The 20,525-nt window shown below is 39.5% G+C and carries 20 protein-coding genes; 15 read left to right on the top strand and 5 right to left on the bottom strand.

From position 1 onward, the window contains the following. Positions 1–211 precede the first annotated feature (211 nt). The 6 genes from rlmD (at position 212) to HMPREF1528_RS08250 (ending at position 7,168) form a co-directional block, all read left to right on the top strand. Complete coding sequence (gene rlmD / locus HMPREF1528_RS08275; protein ID WP_016479392.1) at positions 212–1,627, top strand: 23S rRNA (uracil(1939)-C(5))-methyltransferase RlmD; 1,416 nt, start codon at positions 212–214, stop codon at positions 1,625–1,627. After that, complete coding sequence (locus HMPREF1528_RS08270; protein ID WP_009417867.1) at positions 1,614–2,243, top strand: endonuclease III domain-containing protein; 630 nt, start codon at positions 1,614–1,616, stop codon at positions 2,241–2,243. Before rlmD ends, HMPREF1528_RS08270 begins: the two co-directional genes overlap by 14 nt. Beyond that, on the top strand, positions 2,240–3,517 hold the full coding sequence (bioA, locus tag HMPREF1528_RS08265; RefSeq protein WP_016479391.1) for an adenosylmethionine--8-amino-7-oxononanoate transaminase: 1,278 nt from the start codon (positions 2,240–2,242) through the stop codon (positions 3,515–3,517). The genes HMPREF1528_RS08270 and bioA overlap by 4 nt, the downstream gene beginning before the upstream one ends. Before the next feature lie 210 nt (positions 3,518–3,727). Further along, the gene (locus HMPREF1528_RS08260) at positions 3,728–5,800 is read left to right on the top strand and encodes an alpha-L-fucosidase (protein ID WP_016479390.1); all 2,073 of its coding nucleotides are present in this window, start codon (positions 3,728–3,730) and stop codon (positions 5,798–5,800) included. A 4-nt stretch (positions 5,801–5,804) separates the two neighbouring features. Beyond that, positions 5,805–6,680 (top strand): CPBP family intramembrane glutamic endopeptidase, encoded by an 876-nt coding sequence (locus HMPREF1528_RS08255; RefSeq protein WP_016479389.1) that lies wholly within the window; start codon positions 5,805–5,807, stop codon positions 6,678–6,680. A gap of 140 nt (positions 6,681–6,820) precedes the next feature. Further along, a complete protein-coding gene (locus tag HMPREF1528_RS08250) occupies positions 6,821–7,168 on the top strand; it encodes a hypothetical protein (RefSeq protein WP_016479388.1) in 348 nt (115 codons plus the stop codon). Between the two features lie 67 nt (positions 7,169–7,235). Here the strand turns inward: HMPREF1528_RS08250 and HMPREF1528_RS08245 are convergent, their stop codons facing one another. After that, on the bottom strand, positions 7,236–7,985 hold the full coding sequence (locus HMPREF1528_RS08245) for an SAM-dependent methyltransferase (protein ID WP_009410360.1): 750 nt from the start codon (positions 7,983–7,985) through the stop codon (positions 7,236–7,238). A 71-nt stretch (positions 7,986–8,056) separates the two neighbouring features. Between HMPREF1528_RS08245 and HMPREF1528_RS08240 the strand changes: the two genes are divergently transcribed. The 9 genes from HMPREF1528_RS08240 to HMPREF1528_RS08200 all read left to right on the top strand — a co-directional run bounded on the left by HMPREF1528_RS08240 (position 8,057) and on the right by HMPREF1528_RS08200 (position 15,111). Then, the gene (locus tag HMPREF1528_RS08240; protein WP_016479387.1) at positions 8,057–9,040 is read left to right on the top strand and encodes a hypothetical protein; all 984 of its coding nucleotides are present in this window, start codon (positions 8,057–8,059) and stop codon (positions 9,038–9,040) included. Between the two features lie 236 nt (positions 9,041–9,276). Beyond that, positions 9,277–10,044 (top strand): alpha/beta fold hydrolase, encoded by a 768-nt coding sequence (locus HMPREF1528_RS08235; protein ID WP_016479386.1) that lies wholly within the window; start codon positions 9,277–9,279, stop codon positions 10,042–10,044. Positions 10,045–10,072: 28 nt separating this feature from the next. Beyond that, a complete protein-coding gene (locus HMPREF1528_RS08230) occupies positions 10,073–11,101 on the top strand; it encodes a quinone-dependent dihydroorotate dehydrogenase (protein ID WP_016479385.1) in 1,029 nt (342 codons plus the stop codon). A gap of 165 nt (positions 11,102–11,266) precedes the next feature. Then, positions 11,267–12,121 carry a YicC/YloC family endoribonuclease gene (locus tag HMPREF1528_RS08225; RefSeq protein WP_016479384.1) on the top strand — a complete coding sequence of 285 codons (855 nt, stop codon included), beginning with the start codon at positions 11,267–11,269 and terminating at the stop codon, positions 12,119–12,121. A 31-nt stretch (positions 12,122–12,152) separates the two neighbouring features. Beyond that, the gene (gmk, locus tag HMPREF1528_RS08220) at positions 12,153–12,719 is read left to right on the top strand and encodes a guanylate kinase (protein ID WP_016479383.1); all 567 of its coding nucleotides are present in this window, start codon (positions 12,153–12,155) and stop codon (positions 12,717–12,719) included. Continuing rightward, positions 12,716–13,303 carry a nicotinate (nicotinamide) nucleotide adenylyltransferase gene (nadD, locus tag HMPREF1528_RS08215; protein ID WP_016479382.1) on the top strand — a complete coding sequence of 196 codons (588 nt, stop codon included), beginning with the start codon at positions 12,716–12,718 and terminating at the stop codon, positions 13,301–13,303. The genes gmk and nadD overlap by 4 nt, the downstream gene beginning before the upstream one ends. 128 nt (positions 13,304–13,431) lie before the next feature. Continuing rightward, positions 13,432–13,899 (top strand): low molecular weight protein-tyrosine-phosphatase, encoded by a 468-nt coding sequence (locus HMPREF1528_RS08210; protein WP_009417840.1) that lies wholly within the window; start codon positions 13,432–13,434, stop codon positions 13,897–13,899. Between the two features lie 15 nt (positions 13,900–13,914). Further along, positions 13,915–14,535 (top strand): recombination mediator RecR, encoded by a 621-nt coding sequence (gene recR / locus HMPREF1528_RS08205; RefSeq protein ID WP_009419002.1) that lies wholly within the window; start codon positions 13,915–13,917, stop codon positions 14,533–14,535. A gap of 3 nt (positions 14,536–14,538) precedes the next feature. Continuing rightward, positions 14,539–15,111 carry a DUF3109 family protein gene (locus tag HMPREF1528_RS08200; protein WP_009410352.1) on the top strand — a complete coding sequence of 191 codons (573 nt, stop codon included), beginning with the start codon at positions 14,539–14,541 and terminating at the stop codon, positions 15,109–15,111. A 78-nt stretch (positions 15,112–15,189) separates the two neighbouring features. On the opposite strand, the gene HMPREF1528_RS08195 is transcribed toward HMPREF1528_RS08200, so the two are convergent. From HMPREF1528_RS08195 to HMPREF1528_RS08180, 4 genes are all read right to left on the bottom strand, one after another. Further along, on the bottom strand, positions 15,190–16,536 hold the full coding sequence (locus tag HMPREF1528_RS08195) for a TolC family protein (protein ID WP_016479381.1): 1,347 nt from the start codon (positions 16,534–16,536) through the stop codon (positions 15,190–15,192). A gap of 175 nt (positions 16,537–16,711) precedes the next feature. Beyond that, the gene (locus tag HMPREF1528_RS08190) at positions 16,712–17,323 is read right to left on the bottom strand and encodes a TetR/AcrR family transcriptional regulator (protein WP_016479380.1); all 612 of its coding nucleotides are present in this window, start codon (positions 17,321–17,323) and stop codon (positions 16,712–16,714) included. A 99-nt stretch (positions 17,324–17,422) separates the two neighbouring features. Next, positions 17,423–18,355: a phospholipase A gene (locus HMPREF1528_RS08185; protein ID WP_016479379.1), complete on the bottom strand. Its 933-nt coding sequence runs from the start codon at positions 18,353–18,355 to the stop codon at positions 17,423–17,425. 120 nt (positions 18,356–18,475) lie between these two features. Further along, the gene (locus HMPREF1528_RS08180) at positions 18,476–20,068 is read right to left on the bottom strand and encodes a peptide chain release factor 3 (RefSeq protein ID WP_016479378.1); all 1,593 of its coding nucleotides are present in this window, start codon (positions 20,066–20,068) and stop codon (positions 18,476–18,478) included. Positions 20,069–20,525 lie beyond the last annotated feature (457 nt).

The following is a 20,525-nucleotide window of genomic DNA, read 5'->3' as shown; positions in this document are numbered from 1 at the left end:
GTACAAAAAATGGTAAAAACGGGGTTTCGAGGCGAAAGAAAGAGGAAGAGGCACTAGGCCTTAGGCCATAAATAGGGGGAAGTATGACGGAAAGAAGAAGGAATTATTAGGAAATTAGTAGGTTAGTGGGAATATTGTAGAATCTTGGAGGGAGTTTGAATATAATGAGAGCATTTGTAATTCGCAATTATTTTGTACCTTTGCACCCATAATGAGCAAAAATAAGCATATAACCATTGAAAATGTAACCGTGATTGATGCAGGAGCCAAAGGCAAAAGCATTGCTAAAGCCCCTGACGGACGTGTGATATTTATAAGTAACGCTATTCCTGGTGATGTAGTAGATGTGCAGACCACCAAGAAGAAATCGGCTTATTATGAAGGTTTTGTAACTAAATATCACCAACTATCAGAACAACGAGTAACGCCCGTATGTTCTCACTTCGGCTATTGTGGCGGTTGCAAATGGCAAGATATGAACTACCAAAGTCAGCTATTTTACAAGCAGAAAGAAGTAGAAAACAACTTAGTACGGTTGGGCAGGATAGAAATTCCTGCTGTGATGCCTATCATAGGCTCTGACGAGACTTATTACTACCGCAACAAAATGGAGTTTTCTTTTTCGGATATGCGCTGGCTTACTCCCGATGAAATTAAGAAAGCTGACGAAATAGACAATCGGAATGCCTTAGGTTTTCACATAGCAGGAGCTTGGGACAAGATTTTGGACATAGACAAATGTTACTTGCAAGCCGACCCTTCTAACGCGATACGCTTGGAGATAAAGCGTTTTGCCTTGGCGAACGAAATGCCTTTTTACAGTCCGAGGCAACAAACAGGCTTATTGCGTACTATGATGATACGCATTAGCTCCATTGGGCAAATAATGGTAGTGATACAGTTCTTCCGCAACGACCCTAAAATTACACTGCTCCTCGACCATATTGCAGAGACATTCCCGATGATTACCTCTTTGCAATACTGTATCAATAGCAAAGGCAACGATGCTATTTATGACCAAGAACTTATTTGCTATAAAGGTACTGACTGTATTTATGAGGAAATGGAAGGGTTGCGATTTAAAATCAATGCCAAGTCGTTTTACCAAACTAACTCGGCACAAGCGTACAAGTTGTACCAAGTAGCTCGTAACTTTGCCGATTTAAAGGGCGATGAATTAGTGTACGACCTTTATACGGGGACGGGCACTATTGCGCAATTTGTAGCCAAAAAAGCGAAAAAAGTGATAGGGGTAGAAGCTGTACCAGAAGCTATAACAGATGCCAAAGACAATGCTTTTGCCAATGGTATTGAGAATGTTACTTTTTACGTGGGAGATATGAAAAACATTTTCAACGATACTTTTATAGAAGAAAATGGTACCCCTGATGTGATTATCACCGACCCTCCTCGCGACGGTATGCACAAAGATGTAGTAGCTAAAATTCTTCAAATAGCCCCCAAAAAGATAGTATATGTAAGTTGCAATAGTGCAACGCAAGCGCGAGACCTTTCCTTGCTTGATGTAACTTATAAAGTAACCAAAGTTCAGCCTGTGGATATGTTTCCACAAACCTACCACGTAGAGAATGTTGTTTTATTAGAAAAGAGAAATGAAAAAAGCTGAAAAAGTAAACTTTATCATCGATACACTGGAAAGTATCTATCCTGAAATTACTATACCCCTGCAACACAAAGACCCTTATACGCTACTGATAGCCGTACTCTTATCGGCACAAACTACCGATGCACGGGTGAACCAAATCACGCCTATTCTATTTAGCAAAGCGGACAATCCGTATGATATGGTACTACTTTCGGTAGACGAAATACAGGAAATTATCAGACCCTTAGGGCTTGCCCCTATGAAATCTAAAGGTATTCACGGGCTTTCCCAAATACTCATAGACAAATACAACGGTGAAGTTCCTCAAACCTTTGAGGCTTTAGAGGCTCTCCCCTCAGTAGGACATAAAACTGCCAGCGTTGTTCTTGCACAAGCCTTTGGCATTCCGACCTTCCCCGTTGATACCCATATACACCGACTGATGCACCGCTGGAAGCTTTCCGACGGTAGTTCGGTAGTGCAAACAGAGAAAGATGCCAAACGACTCTTCCCCAAAGAAAAATGGAACAAACTGCACGTGCAAATCATCTTGTACGGGCGCGAATACAGTCCGGCGAGAGGCTGGAATATGGAAAAAGATATTATAACCAAAACCATTATACAATCGAAAAAATGAATTTACAACAGCGAGACGAAAAACATTTGTGGCACCCGTATACCCAACATCAAACGGCTGCCAAACCTATCGGAATTGTGAAAGGGAAAGATGCTCTCCTTTGGGACGAGGACGGCAAAGAATACATAGATGCCATTGCCAGTTGGTGGGTGAACCCCTATGGGCATAGCAACGAGCGATTAGCCCAAGCTGCCTACAAACAACTCACTCAATTAGAGCACGTGCTCTTTGGTGGCTTTACACACCGACCTGCGGTAGAGCTTGCCGAAAAGCTCATCAGTATTCTACCTAAAAACCAACAGAAAGTATTCTTCTCGGACAACGGTTCGACAGCAGTGGAAGTAGGTATCAAGATGGCGTTACAGTACTTTTTCAATAAAGGCGAGAAGCGCTTTACGGTAGTTGCTTTTGAAGATGCATTTCACGGAGATACCTTTGCCGCTATGGCAGCTTCGGGTATTTCATTCTTTACTGATGCTTTTAAAGAACACTTGTTGAAAGTAGTGCGCATACCGTTACCCAAAAAAGGAAGCGATGAAGCTACTAAAAAACTAAAAGAAGTGATTGCTGAACATCACCCTGCCGCCTTTATATTTGAAGCCTTAGTACAAGGAGCCTCAGGAATGCAAATCTATGAACCAGAAGCCTTAGACAAGCTGATTCATATCGCACAAGAAAATGGTGTGATTACCATTGCCGACGAGGTAATGACAGGCTTCGGGCGTACAGGACGCACTTTTGCTTCGGACTATCTCACTCATAAACCCGATATTATGTGCTTATCGAAAGCTCTTACAGGAGGAACAATTCCGTTGGCGGTAACTACTGCTACCCAAGAGATATTCGACGGTTTTTACAGTGAAGACGTGAACAAAGCTCTTTTCCACGGACATACCTTTACGGCAAACCCCACGGGCTGTGCGATTGCCTTAGAAGCTATTCGCATATTGGAAAGTGACGAAATGCAAGCCAACTTAAAACGCATTGCACGCCGTCATCAGGAGTTTTTAGCCCGTATTGCGAAATATCCATCGGTAGAGAATGCACGTACCTTAGGTGTTATTTTGGCATTCGACCTCAAAACCTCTCAAAATACTGACTACTACGGCTCATTCAGGGATAAACTGTACAACTTCTTTATCTCAGAAGGCGTAATACTGCGTCCGGTGGGAAATATTATCTACATTTTGCCCCCTTACATCATCACAGATGCTCAATTAGACCGAGTGTACGATGTTTTAGAAGAAGCGATACAGAAGTTCTCTAATCAGTAAGAGGAAAGAAAAACACATTTAAGAGACTATTTTCATAAGAGAATAGTCTCTTTTTTATTTAGTAACACAAGAGAAAAGTTAAAATAATTTTATTGAGATATTAGTACGAGATGCAATCTTTAGAATTTTATTTTGATAGTAAGAAAATATTCTATATCTTTGCACCACTTATGAAAACTTTATAACAAAGAAGTTTAAATACTGTATACAATGAAAAAATTAGTCTTATTAGCCACCGCTTTATGTATGGTGGCTTGCAAAAGTATTGAAGCACCCAAGTCAGTGGGAGCTATTCCTTCCCCACGTCAGTTGCCGTGGCACGAGATGGAATATTATGCTTTTATCCACTTCAATATGAACACTTTTACCGATATGGAATGGGGCACAGGTGGCGAAGACCCTGTTTTATTCAACCCTACTGAATTAGATGTAAATCAGTGGGTGAAAGTGATTAAGGACGCTGGTATGAAAGGTGTTATCATCACGGCTAAGCACCACGATGGTTTCTGCTTATGGCCATCAAAGTACACTGAGCATTCTGTAAAAAACTCACCTTGGAAAAATGGTAAAGGCGATGTTATAAAAGAGCTTTCAGAAGCCTGCCACAAAGCGGGACTTAAATTTGGAGTATATTTATCACCTTGGGATAGAAACCACGCTGAGTATGGCAGAGAAGCCTACGTTACCTATTTCCATAACCAACTACGAGAATTGCTTACCAATTACGGTGAAATATTTGAAGTATGGTTTGACGGTGCCAACGGTGGTTCAGGTTATTACGGTGGAGCTAACGAAACTCGTACTATTGATGCTCATACTTATTATCAGTGGGATAAAACATTCGCCATAGTACGCGAATTGCAGCCTAATGCTACTATCTTTGGTGATGAAGGCCCGGATATTCGCTGGATAGGTAATGAAAAAGGCTTCGGTACTCCTACTAACTGGAATCCTTTTACCTCTAACCCTTCTCTACAAGGAAAAGACCACTTACATCATTTGGGTGAAGGTGATGAAAATGGTAAAAACTGGATTCCTGCCGAAGCTGATGTATCTATTCGCCCAGGTTGGTATTACCACGCTCGTGAAGACCACCAAGTGCGTCCATTAGAAAAAATGGTGGACATATACTACGCTTCAGTAGGTCGCGGTTACAACTTATTACTGAATCTTCCCGTAGATAGACGTGGCTTAGTACACGAAAATGACATCAAGAGACTTATGGAACTCAAAAAAGTTATAGAGGCAGATTTTGCACATAACCTCGTAACTGATGCCTCTGTCACGGCTTCTAATATTCGTAAAAATAACAAGCTATTTAAACCTGAAAAAACTACCGATAGTGACAAAAACACCTATTGGACAACCGACGAAGGAGTAACAGAAGCTTCTATAGAACTAAACTTTACCAAGCCTACTACCTTCAACCGCTTTATGGCACAAGAGTATATCCCATTGGGGCAACGTGTAAAGAAGTTTAAATTAGAATACCAAAAAGATGGCAAATGGGAAACTATAGATGAACAAACAACTATTGGCTACAAGCGATTACTCCGCTTCCCATCAGTAACGGCTACTAAGGTTCGTTTCACAGTTTTAGAAGCTAAAGGTTCACCATTGATTAGCAATATAGGGTTATACAATGCACCTGTGTTATTGGTAACTCCTCAGCTTTCTCGTGATAAGAATGGTCAAGTAACCCTCACTCCCGCTGATACTGAAACTGAAATTTATTATACCTTAGACGGCAGTCAGCCTACTAAACAGTCGTTACGCTATACAACTCCTTTCCCTGTTACTCAGCCTACTTCTTTAAAATTTGTAGCCTATGACGGCAAGCAGCAATTGTACAGTGAAGTAGCTTCTTACGCATTGGATATCCCCAAAGCAAAGTGGAAAGTGTTATCTTCTGCTTCCTCTGATATCCAGAAAGTAATTGATGAGAAACCTAATACGTGGTTTGCTCAAGAAAAGGGCAATACACCAACTGCCATTACTATTGATTTAGGAGAGCTGTTAAACCTAAAAGGATTTACCTATTTGCCTTCACAGGACCGCTGGGCTGAAGGAACTATCAGTCATTACATTTTTGAAGTGAGTACTGATAATGTTCATTGGAAGAAGCTAAGTGAGGGAGAATTTGGCAATATCAAGAACAATCCTATTGAACAACGCATTACTTTCCCTGCCGAGAAAGCCCGTTATATCAAGCTTACCGCTACCAAAACTGTAGATGATACCAATAGAGTATCGTATGCCGAAATAGGTATTATTACACAATAAAGTTATGTATCTTAAAAACGGAAGATTATCACAGAGCCCTAAGTGGCTTTATATTATAGTTCCAACCCTGTTCTTTGCCTTTACAGGGTTGAACTTTTTAGTAGCACAATTTTTTGATACTACTACACTTATACAGTCGGAAATTGCCCAAAAAGGAGAATTACAATTCTTGTTTGAGAACTTAGTTGTCTTTGCTATCTTCTTAGGGTTATTGTTACTATGGGTGAAGTTCATACATCGCCAGCCTTTGGTAGCACTTATTACGGCGCGACCACGTATCAGTTGGAAGCGTTTTTGGTTTGCTTTTTGGCTGTGGGGAGGCGTAACTATAGCAATGACTTGTATCGACTACTTATTTTTTAACCCAGATGATTATATTTGGGATTTTCAGTGGATACCTTTCTTAAAACTGCTCGTGATAGTAGTGCTGTTCATTCCTTTGCAAACCGCTTTTGAAGAAATATTCTTTCGGGGCTACCTAATGCAAGGCTTAGGACTTGTAATGCGTAATGCGTGGTTTCCTTTGCTTTTTACCTCTATCACCTTCGGACTAATGCACATTGCCAACCCCGAGGTAGAAAAATTAGGATACAGCTTGCTTATCTATTACATAGGTACAGGCTTGTTCTTAGGTATCACTACCTTAATGGACGATGGCTTAGAGTTAGCCTTAGGTTTTCACACCGCCAACAACCTTTTTACAGCTCTTTTAGTAACTTCCGACTGGACAGTTTTCCAAGTTCCTTCTGTCTTGCGTGATGTCTCAGAACCCTCTTTAGGCTTCAGTATATGGGCTCCTCTATTGCTCTGCTTCCCTCTTTTATTGTATATCTACGCCAAGAAATACCATTGGAAAGAGTGGAAAAAACACTTGTTATAAAAGAAAACTTAATTTTTTGTTAAAATAATTTCCTTCATATCATAATATTTCATATCTTTGCAACCGATTTTAAATAGCAAAAGGCGATACCCCGAAAAGCCTTTAACAGAGTAGGGAGTAATTTTAATTTTCAGTTTTTTATGGAAGAAAATACAACTTCAACACAAGAGCAATCTGTTCCTCAAGAACAGCAAACTGCCAAAGAAAACAACCCAACTATCATTATCCAAAACTCCTCTAAGAGCAACGGAATAGGCACCGCTGGTTTCGTATTAGCTTTAATAGCTGTATTCTTAGGGTGGGTTCCTGTTTTAGGGTGGATTATCTGGCTTTTAGGACTTGTTCTTTCAGGTGTAGGTGTTACTAAAACTCCTAAAGGATTAGCCATTGCAGGGCTTGTGCTCTCTTTAATTGGGCTTGTTATCCTTATTCTTTTAGCTACTGTTTTTGCAACAGCGGCAGCTGTTTCTTCAATGCCAGTACAATAAGAATTTACAAAAAAGGCTATCTGAGAAGAATCTCAGATAGCCTTTTTCTATAAAGTTACATATCATTTCAGCTCCCTATAATAAAAATAGTAGGTCTCTTCTGTACATCAATATTCGTTTTCTTCCAACGATGCACAGGGAGTGTTTTAATTTCTTCAGTAGGAAGCGTAATATCACAAGCCACGCATAAAAGAGTATTAGCCTGTAATGTCTCTATCAAGTCAGTAAGCATCTGCTTATTGCGGTAAGGCGTTTCTATAAATAGTTGCGACTGTCCTTCTCGTGCTTTGCGCTCTAAGGTTTTAAGTGCCTTCTTTCGCTCTTGTTTATCAATAGGGAGATATCCGTTAAAAGCAAAATTCTGCCCATTAAGTCCACTCGCCATCATTGCCAATAACAGCGAAGAAGGTCCTACCAGCGGAATCACTTTCAGTCCTTTTTGGTGAGCCACCCGCACAATATCAGCTCCTGGGTCGGCTATCCCTGGGCAACCTGCCTCCGAAATAATCCCTATCGAGTGTCCTTCCATACAAGGGGTTAAAAAACTCTGATAGTCAGTATCCTGATGGTGCTTATCTATCACAACTATTTTTAAATCTGCTTGCACCTTGTCCGGAGTAACGAGCTTGATAAACTTCCTTGCCGACTTTTCGTTTTCTACTACAAAATAAGTAAGTGATTGCACTACATTTGCCACCTGTGCTGGCAATACATCAAGAGCAACACCCCCTAATAAGTTCGGTATTAAATAAATATTTCCCATCGTTGTTTGTATCAACATTACTAACAGATTGCAAAGGTATATTTTTTTCATCATACTTATAGTATTAAATGATTAATTATTTGTACCTTTGTCGCGTATATCTCAACAATCTATAATCACAACAAATGAAAAACATTCTCTCTTATAGTATCATTTTCTCGGTTATTACACTGATAAGCTGTAATAAAGACAGCAACAGCAATAACCTTTCTGAGCATTCCCAACAAATGCTACAACAAGCTATGCGCAATACCGAAGCAGGGCACGACACAAATTTTAGTGACAACACTCCCTTCATTTTCAATGGTTATAGTAATACTTCCAACAGATTGTTCGAAAAAGGAGGTAATATATCCATCGGGGCTGCTTTAAATTTTGCGTCTCTTAATCACGACAAAATCATTTATAAAAGTTGTTATTGGGAGCTTTATGGCAAAAAAGGCTATTGCAAGTACCCCAACGAAAACCGATATTTTGAATTGTACAACCTTTGGGGGGTGCTATTTTCTGAAAAGAACAATCAGAACCCTAACGCTTTGATAAATGTAAAAAACTTCCGCTTCTACGTGCTTTACAAAGGTGAAAACGTATGGCGGAGAGTTCATTTTCCTGAAACTGATATTACCGACCAAGCCCCTATCACGTGGGCGGCTACATATTATAAAGATATCGTAACAGAAGCAGGCAATGGGAAGATTAAAGTAATACAAGAAAAAAACTATTCCACTATCCCTATTGCCAAATCAGGAAAATACGACGGCAAATGGTATGATGCCAAAATATTAGTAAACCACTTTGGTTCTAAACTTATGAAACCTGTGGGAGAGTTCACCCCCAGCAAAGTCGAAGGCGTGTATATGCAAGTAGAGATACGTCTCGACCCAAGTACCCCCAACGCCAAAGTAGGTATACAAGCTGGTATGGACGTCCGCCACGAAGGCATTAAAACTACTTACTATATGGCTTTTGGCTCTACCCGCATCGTTACAGTTACCCCTCATTGGAAAACCGTTAATTGGGTAAACTACGCAGGCGGACAAGGAGCTGACGAAGGAGGCGTCGTACTGAGTAAAGAACGATTACTAAACACCTCTTTTCCAAGAGAATAACCTCCTATTAAACAGCTCTAAAAAGCACTTTATCTCTCAAAACGAAATATATCTTATATAAAACGAAATTAGAATAGGGATTACTACCTTATACCATTTGTATAGCTTTTCTATATCTATCGTCCAAGATTCGTATAAGCTTCCTATAAGCTTTCTATATCTATCCCTTAACTATCAAGCTCTTACAACAACAGCAAAACAAACCCAAAAAAGCACCTAACAAACTAATTATCACAATGAAACAGTCTTTTTATCAAAAAGAAGGAAAAAGAAAGAATAAGACAGTTGTCTTCCTTCACGGCTTTTTAGAAGACCATACTATATGGCAACCTATTACTAAAGCTCTCTCTACCGAATATTTCACACTATCCATCGACCTTTTAGGGCACGGGCAGAGCCCCACTATCGCCCCAGTACACACAATGGAAATGATGGCAAACCAAGTAAACGATATCTTACTAAAAGAAGAAATAGAACATTGCACCATCGTGGGGCACTCAATGGGTGGGTATGTAGCCTTAGCTTTTGCCGAATTATTCCCCAAAAAAGTAGAAGGAATAGTATTGTTAAACTCCACTACCCTACCCGATTCGCCAGAGAAAAAAGTGAATAGAGACCGAGTGCTGAAAGTAATCGATAAAGAGAAAGAACTCTTCGTGCGCACTGCCGTTACAAACCTATTTAGCGATGAAAACAAAACGCTGATGAAACCGGCGCTCAACAAACTAATCGATATAGCAATGCACACCCCTAACGAAGGTATCAAAGCAGCTTCCTTAGGAATGAAACAACGCCCCGACCGCACTGAACTATTCGAACATCTAACCGCTAAAAAGCATATCATTATGGGTAAAAAAGACGCTCTTATCCCTTCCGATAGTTTGATAGCATTAGCCCAAAAAGCAGGTGCAAGCTATACCTTGCTTTCAGGCGGACATTTAGTATATATTGAGAACGAAGCTGAAACCATAGAAGCCTTGCGCAATTTTATGGCACAACCCTAATCTAACCCTTTTTCTCAAATTCCAAGATATGTATAAGCTATTCATTCGCCCATTCCTTTTCAGTCTCGACCCCGAGAAAGCTCATCACTTTACATTTAAATACTTAAAGTTTATTCACAAAATCCCCTTAGTGCCTTTGCTCATTCGCAAAATATACAATGTGGAACACCCTTCTCTACATCGCGAAGTCTTTGGGCTACACTTCAAAAATCCCATAGGGTTAGCCGCAGGTTTAGATAAAGATGCTAAATTGTACAAAGAGTTAGCCAATTTAGGTTTTGGTTTTATCGAAATCGGAACCATTACCCCTAAACCACAACTGGGGAACCCCAAAAAGCGATTGTTCAGACTCATAGAAGACCAAGGAATTATAAACCGTATGGGCTTTAACAACGAAGGAGTTGAAGCTGCTGTAAAGCGCCTTAAAAAGAATACCAATGTACTGATAGGAGGAAATATTGGTAAAAATAAAACCACCCCAAATGAAGAAGCGGTAAACGACTACCTGATTTGTTTTGAACAACTCTTTAATTATGTCGATTATTTTGTAGTAAATGTAAGTTCACCCAATACTCCAAATTTGCGTACATTACAAGAAAAAGAACCTCTAAAACAGCTTTTAAGCACTTTGCAAAATACAAACCTAACCCATAAAAAACCTAAGCCTATCCTCTTAAAAATCGCCCCTGACCTTACCGACGAACAACTGTTAGATATTATTGAAATCGTACAAGAAACTCATATTGCAGGCGTAATAGCTACCAACACCACGATTGGTAGAGAAGGGTTAGTATCCGATAATCAAAAAGAAACCGGCGGACTTAGTGGGAAACCTCTTAAAAATCGCTCCACTGAGGTAATACGTTTTCTAAGTGAAAAGAGCAACCACGCATTTCCCATCATTGGCGTTGGAGGAATATTTAGTGAAACCGATGCCCTCGAAAAGTTAGAAGCAGGAGCCTCACTTATCCAGCTCTATACAGGTTTCATTTACGAAGGAGCAGGTCTTATAAAACGCATTAATAAACAGCTAATTGCTAATTCTAACCAACATTAGCATTATTTCCGTTATTTGTTATTTGCAATTCTTAATTCACCGATACAAACCAAACGTATTGATGAAATAAAAGTCTTGATGAAAATTTATAAACATACTCACCTCACAAATATTGTCAATTACTAATTATTTTATACCTTTGCACTTATTTTCAAAAACGATATTATGATACAGTCAATGACAGGCTTTGGCAAGAGTGTACTATCTCTCACCGATAAACATATTAGTATAGAAATCAAATCCCTAAACAGTAAGAGTATTGATATCAATACACGTATTCCACAAGCGTATCGCGAAAAAGAACTCGATTTCCGTAAACTCATTGCCGAGCAACTCTTACGCGGGAAAGTAGATTTTAGTATCTTTGTAGAAAATACAGGCACACAAACACCCTCTAAAATCAATCCTAATATCGTAAAATCCTATATCGAGCAAATGCGTACTATTGTTGATGGTGACCTTACCGAACTGCTAAAAATGGCAGTACGTATGCCCGATGCCTTACAAACCACTACCGAAAGCGTTTCCGAAGAAGAACTTTCAGCTATTTTCGAACATATCAGCCTTGCCATTACCGATTTGCAAACCTTCCGCATTCAAGAAGGTAAAGTCTTAGAAAAAGACTTCGTTTTGCGTATTAGTAACATCAATAGCTTACTGCAAGAGGTACAAGCTCTTGATAGTGAACGCTTAGCGCTCATTCGCGAACGCTTGGAAAAAGCGGTAGCTGATATCCAGAGTGTAGACGCCAACCGCTTTGAGCAAGAACTCATTTTCTACTTAGAAAAATTGGACATCACAGAAGAAAAAATCCGACTCAAAAAACACTTAGACTATTTTCTCGAAACCCTTCACAGCGAAGATTCTAACGGACGTAAATTAAGTTTTATTGCACAAGAAATAGGCAGGGAAATCAATACCTTAGGTTCAAAAGCTAACTTCGCCCCTATGCAACAGTTAGTAGTCCAAATGAAAGACGAACTCGAAAAGATTAAAGAACAAGTATTAAATGTATTATAATCTGCTAATTTACCAATTTGATAATTAAAAAATGAACAAACTAATTATTTTCTCAGCTCCTTCTGGGAGTGGCAAAACTACCATAGTGAGGCATTTACTCTCGCTCAAAAAACTAAACTTAGCCTTTTCTATTTCGGCTACTTCTCGTGCCCCTCGTGGAGAAGAACAACACGGCAAAGAATACTATTTCCTTTCTGCTGATGAATTCAAAAAACGTGTTCAGCACAATGAATTTATGGAATGGGAAGAGGTATACACAGGTTGTTATTACGGCACATTAAAATCAGAAGTAGAACGCCTATGGGCAATGGGGAAGAATGTGATATTCGATATTGATGTCGCAGGAGGTCTCCGTCTCAAACAACAATATCCAGAACAAACCTTAGCAGTATTTGTTGAACCGCCAAGCCTTATTGCCTTAGAAGAACGCTTGCGCAACCGTAAGACTGAAACAGAGGAGAAAATACAAATGCGTCTCAACAAAGCCGAACAAGAAATGGCAACTGCTCACCAGTTTGATGTGATTATCAAAAACGATAATCTACAACAAGCCCTACAAGAGGCTGAGCGCATAGTAACCGATTTTATCAACCGATGAAAAAACAAATAGGCTTATTCTTTGGCTCGTTTAACCCTATTCATATAGGGCATCTCATTATCGCCAATCATTTGGTAGAGCACAGTGCAATGAACGAACTGTGGTTTGTGGTAACACCTCAAAATCCGTTTAAAGAAAAACAATCCTTATTAGACAACCACTTGCGATTGGAAATGGTCAATTTGGCAATAGAGAGCTATCCCAAGTTACGCGCCTCAAACATCGAGTTTCACTTGCCACAACCTAATTACACAGTTAATACCTTAGCCTATTTAGAGGAAAAACACCCTAATACTAACTTTGCCCTAATTATGGGGGAAGACAACCTAAAAAGCTTTCACAAATGGAAGAACTACGAGCATATTTTAGCAAATTACCCTATTTATGTCTATCCTCGTATTTCAGAAGGTACAGTGCCCGAATCTTTAACTGAGCACCCGCATATCACCCGTGTACCCGCCCCTATCATCGAACTCTCAGCCACCTTTATCCGTGAAGAAATCAAAGCTGGACGCAATATACGCCCACTCCTCCCCGAAAAAGTATGGCAATATATTGATAAATTAGGACTCTATTTTAATTAACAATTGACAAGTAACAAGTAACATTTTTGCGTCACACACTTAGCCAAAGTTTCACACTTTGGCTAAGTTAAAACCAATAATCTCTTTGTTTAATTTCTAAGGCGTAAGCCTTATCTCTTTTTTAATATATGAAAAAAACGAAAATACTAATGGTTTGCTTAGGCAATATTTGCCGTTCTCCTTTAGCCGAAGGCGTGATGAGGAGCAAACTCCCTTCCGATAACTTTGAAGTAGATTCAGCTGGTACCGCCAACTATCACGTAGGCGATGCTCCTGACACTCGTTCTATCGCCTCTGGCAAAAAACACGGAGTAGATATCTCTATGCTTAGAGGTCGTCAGTTCTCAGCCAAAGATTTTGCCCTTTTCGATTATATTTTCGTAATGGATAAAAGCAATTACCAAAACGTTATCCGGCTTGCTAAGAACGAAAAAGAGCGTGCTAAAGTACATTTTTTAGCTGATGCTTTGGGTGGAATGACACAACACGAAATCCCCGACCCTTATTACGGCACAGAAGCTGATTTCGAAAACGTCTATCAGCTCATTGACGAAGCTTGCACAAAAGTTGCTCACAAACTATCTCCTAACCCCTAACTACTATCTCCTAAAATGGACTTTTCATCTAAACTCTTAGAAAACGCTGTCTACGAAATAGCCCAATTGCCTAGTATAGGCAAACGTACGGCTTTGCGTTTAGCCTTGCACCTGCTCAAACAACCCGAAGAGCAATCACTGCAATTGGCACAAGCTATTGTGGCTTTACGCACCCATATACAGTATTGTAAAAACTGCCACAACATCTCCGATGTAGATTTGTGTGAGATATGTGCTAACCCTATGCGTGATACGGGAGTCGTTTGTGTTGTAGAAGATTTTAGAGATGTAATGGCAATAGAAAACACAGGACAATTCTTTGGTCAGTATCACGTCTTAGGAGGCAAAATATCCCCTATTGATGGCATCGCTCCTTCCAATCTACACATTGCCTCACTGATAGAAAAAGTAAAGACAGGTAAAGTAACTGAGTTAATCCTCGCTCTGAGCAATACAATGGAGGGCGATACTACCAATTTCTATATTTACAAACAAGTAGAGCCTTACCATATCACCATTTCTACCATTGCCCGAGGCATAGCCGTAGGAGGCGAACTCGAATATACTGATGAGGTAACTTTGGGCAGAAGTATTACTCAGCGCATTCCTTTTGAAAAAGCTATTAAAGCCGTTTAAAATATGATACAAGTAGCCAATACCATTATTTCAGAAGATATCATAGATTGCGATTTTGTATGCAATCTCAATGCTTGTAAAGGTGCTTGTTGTATAGAAGGTGATGCAGGAGCTCCCGTAGAAGAAAGCGAACTAAAAGTGATGAAGCGCATTTATCCCGAAGTAGCTCCTTACCTTACCGAGGAAGGTCGTACAGCTATTGAGGAACAAGGAGTATACATCAAAGGAGAAGACGGCGAATGGGAAACTCCTCTCATCAATGGAGGTGAATGTGCTTATGTAGTACGCAATGAAAAAGGTTGGGCTCTTTGTGCTATCGAGCAAGCATATAACGATAAAAAGATAGACTGGAAGAAACCTATATCGTGTCACCTATATCCTATACGATTACAAGAGTACAGCTCCTTCACAGCAGTCAATTACCATCGTTGGAGTCCTATATGCGATGATGCTTGTGTCTTGGGTAAAAAGTTACAAGTGCCTATCTACAAATTCGTAAAAGAGGCTCTTATTAGAAAGTTTGGAGAAGAGTGGTATCAAGAGTTAGAGCTTATAGCTGAGCACTTGAAAAAGTAACATACAAATAACAAAATAAAAGAGACAGTACTTTTAATATTGTACTGTCTCTTTCTTATATAGATATTATGGGATTTCTTATTTCATTGTCTCTAACTTCCCTTGTGATTTTAGCAACTGTATTTCTGCTAATTTGTAGTCCAACAAAGCATTGGTGTAATTGTTCTTAGCATCCGATAAAGAGCGTTCTGCTTCCAATAAATCTGTAAGGGAAGCCAAACCTTGTTGGTAGTTGTTTTGGGTGTTGAGCAATACCTCTTCTGCAAGCTTTACATTCTCCTTTTGCGAATCTATAGTAAGAAGGTTATTAGTAAGCTGACTGTGGGCATTCTCATAAGCCAAATCCATTGCCAAACGGGTGTCTTTAAGGGTCGCTTCAAGTGCTTGACTTTCTATCTGTGCTTGGCGTATCTTAGCACGTGTACCAAAACCCGAAAATATAGGTATATTCACTCCCAATGTAATAGCCGAATAGTCAGCTCCGTACACTTTATCTTTCTTGCCGTAAATAATCGGTGTTTTAGGTCCCATACTCAAATAACCATAAGTAGCCTGCAACGCTAATGATGGATAAAGTGCTGCGCGTTGTACTTTGGTATTGAGGTCAAGGAGTTGCTTTTGTTTTTCTAGCACTTGTAGCTCTATACGAGTATTGCTATTGCCTTTCTCAAAAGCCAAATCGTAATTGGCTTCAAAGCCTTCTTTAGGCAAAGTAATTACTTCATTCATCGGCATACCTATCATATATTTGAGCGCGTTCTCCGATAGTTGTACCCCATTAAGGGCTTGTTGGCGTGCCGATTTGAGATTATTTACAGCCACGGTAGTGCGGTCAACGTCTATTTTCTTTGATAACCCCGATTGGTTCAAACCTTTTACAACATTAGCCGTTTTCTCGGTAAGAGCCAAATTGCTTTCTATATTTTCTAATGTTTGTCGGGTTTGGTATACTTGGTAGTAGGCTTGTGCTACTTTCTCAATGATTTCATTCTCGGTAAGCTGTTGGTTAAGCATATAAAACTCACGTGTCGTACGAGCCGCTTTCAAGCCCATAAACACGGTTTGATTAAACAATACTTGGGTAAGTTTAGCCTCAGCATTAGCCGACCATTTTTGCCCCATTTCCATCTTTATAGGCTCATTACTTGCGGGCATACCCGGGAAAGCAAAAGTGCTGGCATCAATATAAGTAGCTTGTAACTTAGGATTGTACACCATACCGCCCGAAGCCGAAATACTAGGCAGTGCGTTAGCGCGTACTTCTTGTATTTTGTATTCGCTTTTGGTTACTTCCAATCGCGCTTTCTCAGCGTCCGCTTTATTCTCTAAAGCATAACGAATAGCGTCTTTTAAAGTCAATTCTTTTTGTTGTGCAAAGTTCATAAAACTGAGGCACAACAAAGCACTCGTAATGATTTTTTTCATAATAATTCAATTGCCTATTAATAGGCTTATTTATATTGTCCTTTTAATTCTGTTGTAACTTCTTTTTACTTTATTTATTCAGATACCCTTCTCTCACTGACCTTACTTTTTCACCTCTGGTGATTGGTATTATTGGCATTTTTAGTATTATAATATTAAATTAACCTTCTATCTTCTATCTTTTATCTTTTACCTCCTCAAGCACTCGTTCCAATTCTTTAAGTCCTTTTTCATTGACAAGTATCCTGAAAAAATACTCTATAATAGTATAAATAGTTTCCCAAAAAGAAAACTCAGTTTCAGGAAATAACTCCGATTGTGCTTTCATTCGTTGTACAGCCGTATAGAAAATCTTAAAGAATTCAAGATTGATATCTTCTCTAAAAAGTCCCTCCTGTATACCTCTTTCCATTACTTTATCTATAAAAATCGCATCTGCCTTGGCAGTCTCTACATTCATACGTTCGTATGTTTTAGGATAGTATTTCTTCAATTCCCAAATAGGACGGTCGCTATTGATGTTAAAAACTTCTTGAACTTTTTTTTGGTTACGGTATACATTTTCTATCACCGAACCTTCTCCTTGTACAAAAATATCTGCATTTTTACAACTTATCTCTAAAGCGTAATCTAATGTAGTTTCTACCAAGTCGTTTTTAGAAGGAAAATACTCGTAAAGCGTCTTTTTAGATATCCCCATTTTGTTAGCCAAATCATCCATAGTAAAGGTTTTAAACCCATACTGTATAAAGTCGTTTAAGGCTCTTTTCACGATTTCTTCTTTCATCTCTCTCATCTTTAAATTCGGGGGCAAAGGTATAACAAAAAAACTTAATAAACAAAAAAAGTTTCCTTTATTACCTCTTACCTCTTACTTCTTATCTGTTTAAAGACTCAAGAAAGTAAAGCCTACTCCCACAATAGTTTGTTTGTAATTGTAATCGATAAGAGAATCGCCATAACCGTGAGAGGCTTGCAACAAAATACGCAGGTCGCGACTCAGCGGATATACCCAGTTCAGCTCCACGTGCCCGCGATTATGATTAAAATTTAAATTATTTCTCACTCGCAAATTAAAAACATTTTTACGGAAGAGGTAAGCAATGCCCAATTCACAACGTCCTATATAATTCTCAATATCGGGATTGTCATCTTCTTTTGCTTTTTCTGAGAAACGCCACCAAAAACGGCTATTAACCATTAAGTCATTCCATTGAAAAATACCTGATAAAATAATTCTGTTCCAACTGCGGGAATGTGCCGCTTCTTTACCATTAGATTGGTGGTTTACGGATAGTCCTGCCATTTTCATTTTAAAATTCCCCACCGAGAGGTTCAGCGGATAAGTAAATATCAATTCAGGTTCGTAATTCACTTCTCTAAACGGACGTGAAAGCTCACCATTGTACATCTGCCAATACGATTGCTGAGTGAAAGCTACCCACACATCACCCTTCCCAAAAGCATCTTGCATAATCTTAGCTTTTAAGCTCACTTGAAATTTTACCTCCACGTGCTGGTAGTCGCGCCATTCGGGTATAGGTCGGTCGGGGTTCAAACTTATAGGTTGTTCCGTAGGTTTATCCGTAAAACGGAAAGGCATTACGTACATAGGTAAGTAATCCACAAATTTAAAAGTACCTCTTTGGTCTTCTCGGTCAAGCTCCCATAGCTTAGAAATAGTCCTCTCTAACTGGGCTCTTCTATCGGCTTTTATTCCTGTCTTAGGAAGTTCCTGCAATGTGTCATTCTCCACCTCCTGAGGAAAAATAGGTGTCGCAATAGCCAAGAGCATTATAAATAAAGTGTATTTCATCATTTTGTTTTTTGCGGGTGCAAAAGTACAGCAAATAAACTTTATAAACAAAAAAAGTTTCCTACATTTTAATATGAGGAAACTTTTTCTATTCTGATACTTTATGTATATCAATACTTCTTCTTACTCAAACTCCGATGTAAAGTGCAACTTTAAGTTCGGATATTTTTGTTTTACCATCTCAATAGAGAAAGCTGAGTCGGCTAAGAAGACTAATTGATTCTGCTTATCGCGTGCTAAGAACTTCTGTTTTACGCGTAAGAAATCAAGATACTCAGCATCTTTGGGGTTTTCAGGCGTCTCTACCCAACAAGCTTTATAAATAGGGAAGTTTTCATAACTACACTTTGCCCCATACTCGTGTTCTAATCGATACTGAATTACCTCGTATTGGAGTGCTCCTACCGTCCCAATTACTTTGCGACCGTTGAAGTCTAACTTAAAGAGCTGTGCCACCCCTTCGTCCATTAGCTGGTCGATACCTTTTTCTAATTGTTTAGATTTCAGTGGGTCAGCATTGTTAATGTAGCGGAAGTGCTCAGGAGAGAAGCTCGGTATCCCCTTAAAGTGCAATACTTCACCTTCGGTAAGTGTATCGCCTATCTTAAAGTTCCCCGTATCGTGCAAACCTACAATATCCCCCGCATACGAGATATCCACTACTTCTTTCTTTTCGGCAAAGAAAGCATTCGGACTGGAGAACTTCAACTTCTTACCCAAACGCGTATGTAAATAAGGTTTGTTACGCTCAAAAGTGCCCGAAACAATTTTCACAAACGCCAAACGGTCGCGATGGTTAGGGTCCATATTTGCGTGAATCTTGAAGACGAAGCCCGTAAAAGTAGGTTCTTCAGGGTTTACGATGCGCTCTTCACTGGCTTTCGGGCGTGGCGAAGGAGCAATTTCCACAAAACAATCCAAGAGTTCTCTTACCCCAAAATTATTCAATGCCGAGCCAAAAAATACAGGTTGTTGGTCTCCTCTGAGGTAGGCTTCCCTATCGAATTTAGGATATACTTCATACACTAACTCCAAATCGGAACGGAGGTTCTCGGTAGATTGTTCGGATATAATCTTCTCTAATTCAGGACTGTTAATATCGTTGAAGGCAATAGTCTCCTCTATATTCTTACGGCTGTCGCCTGAAAAAAGGTTGATATTCTTCTCCCAGATGTTATAAATCCCTTTGAAATCATACCCCATCCCTATGGGGAAACTCAGCGGAGTAACCTTTAAGCCCAACTTCTGTTCTACTTCGTCCAACAGGTCGAAGGCGTCTTTCCCTTCACGGTCTAACTTATTAATGAACACAATCATAGGAATATTGCGCATACGGCACACCTCAACGAGTTTTTCGGTTTGCTCTTCCACCCCTTTGGCAACGTCAATAACCACGATTACACTGTCCACAGCCGTAAGAGTGCGGAAGGTATCCTCGGCGAAATCCTTGTGCCCGGGGGTATCTAAGATGTTTATTTTATGCTCTTTGTAGTTAAAAGCCAGCACCGAAGTAGCTACGGAAATCCCGCGTTGGCGTTCAATCTCCATAAAGTCGGAGGTAGCTCCTTTCTTTATTTTATTCGATTTCACCGCACCAGCTTCTTGGATAGCCCCCCCGAAGAGTAAGAGTTTTTCGGTAAGGGTTGTCTTTCCCGCGTCGGGGTGAGAGATGATGCCGAAGGTACGGCGTTTTTGTATTTCTTGTTGTAAAGACATAAAGTTAATTTGCTAATTGACAAATTTGCTGATTTGCTATTTTTAAAGGGTATAATTGGTAGCGAGTTCACTATCATTAATGCTGTTACCTTATTAGTCGAACATTCTTCGTAAGTGCTTACATACGAACAACCATAGGTTGTAAACAACAGCGCTACCACACTGAATATTAATAAGATTCTTTTTATTCTTACTAATATTTTATCCAAAAATCGGGTGCAAAAGTAGTGAATAAACTCCAAAAAGAGTCATAAATAAGTAAAAATTTCACTTTACCTTAATTTAATCCTCCTCTTAACCTCAACGTACCCCCACCCTTCCCTCGTTTATTCATTATCTGCCCGTGCAGTTCGCACCGTCATTTGTTCGTTCATTGTTCGTTCATTGTTCGTTCATTGTTCGTTCATTGTTCGTTCATTGTTCGTTCATTGTTCGTTCATTGTTCGTTCATTGTTCG

Origin of the sequence: Capnocytophaga sp. oral taxon 336 str. F0502 (genome assembly GCF_000411575.1) — a bacterium.
GTDB classification, from domain to species: Bacteria; Bacteroidota; Bacteroidia; order Flavobacteriales; family Flavobacteriaceae; genus Capnocytophaga; species Capnocytophaga ochracea.
This window is presented reverse-complemented; position numbering and strand designations above follow the sequence as displayed.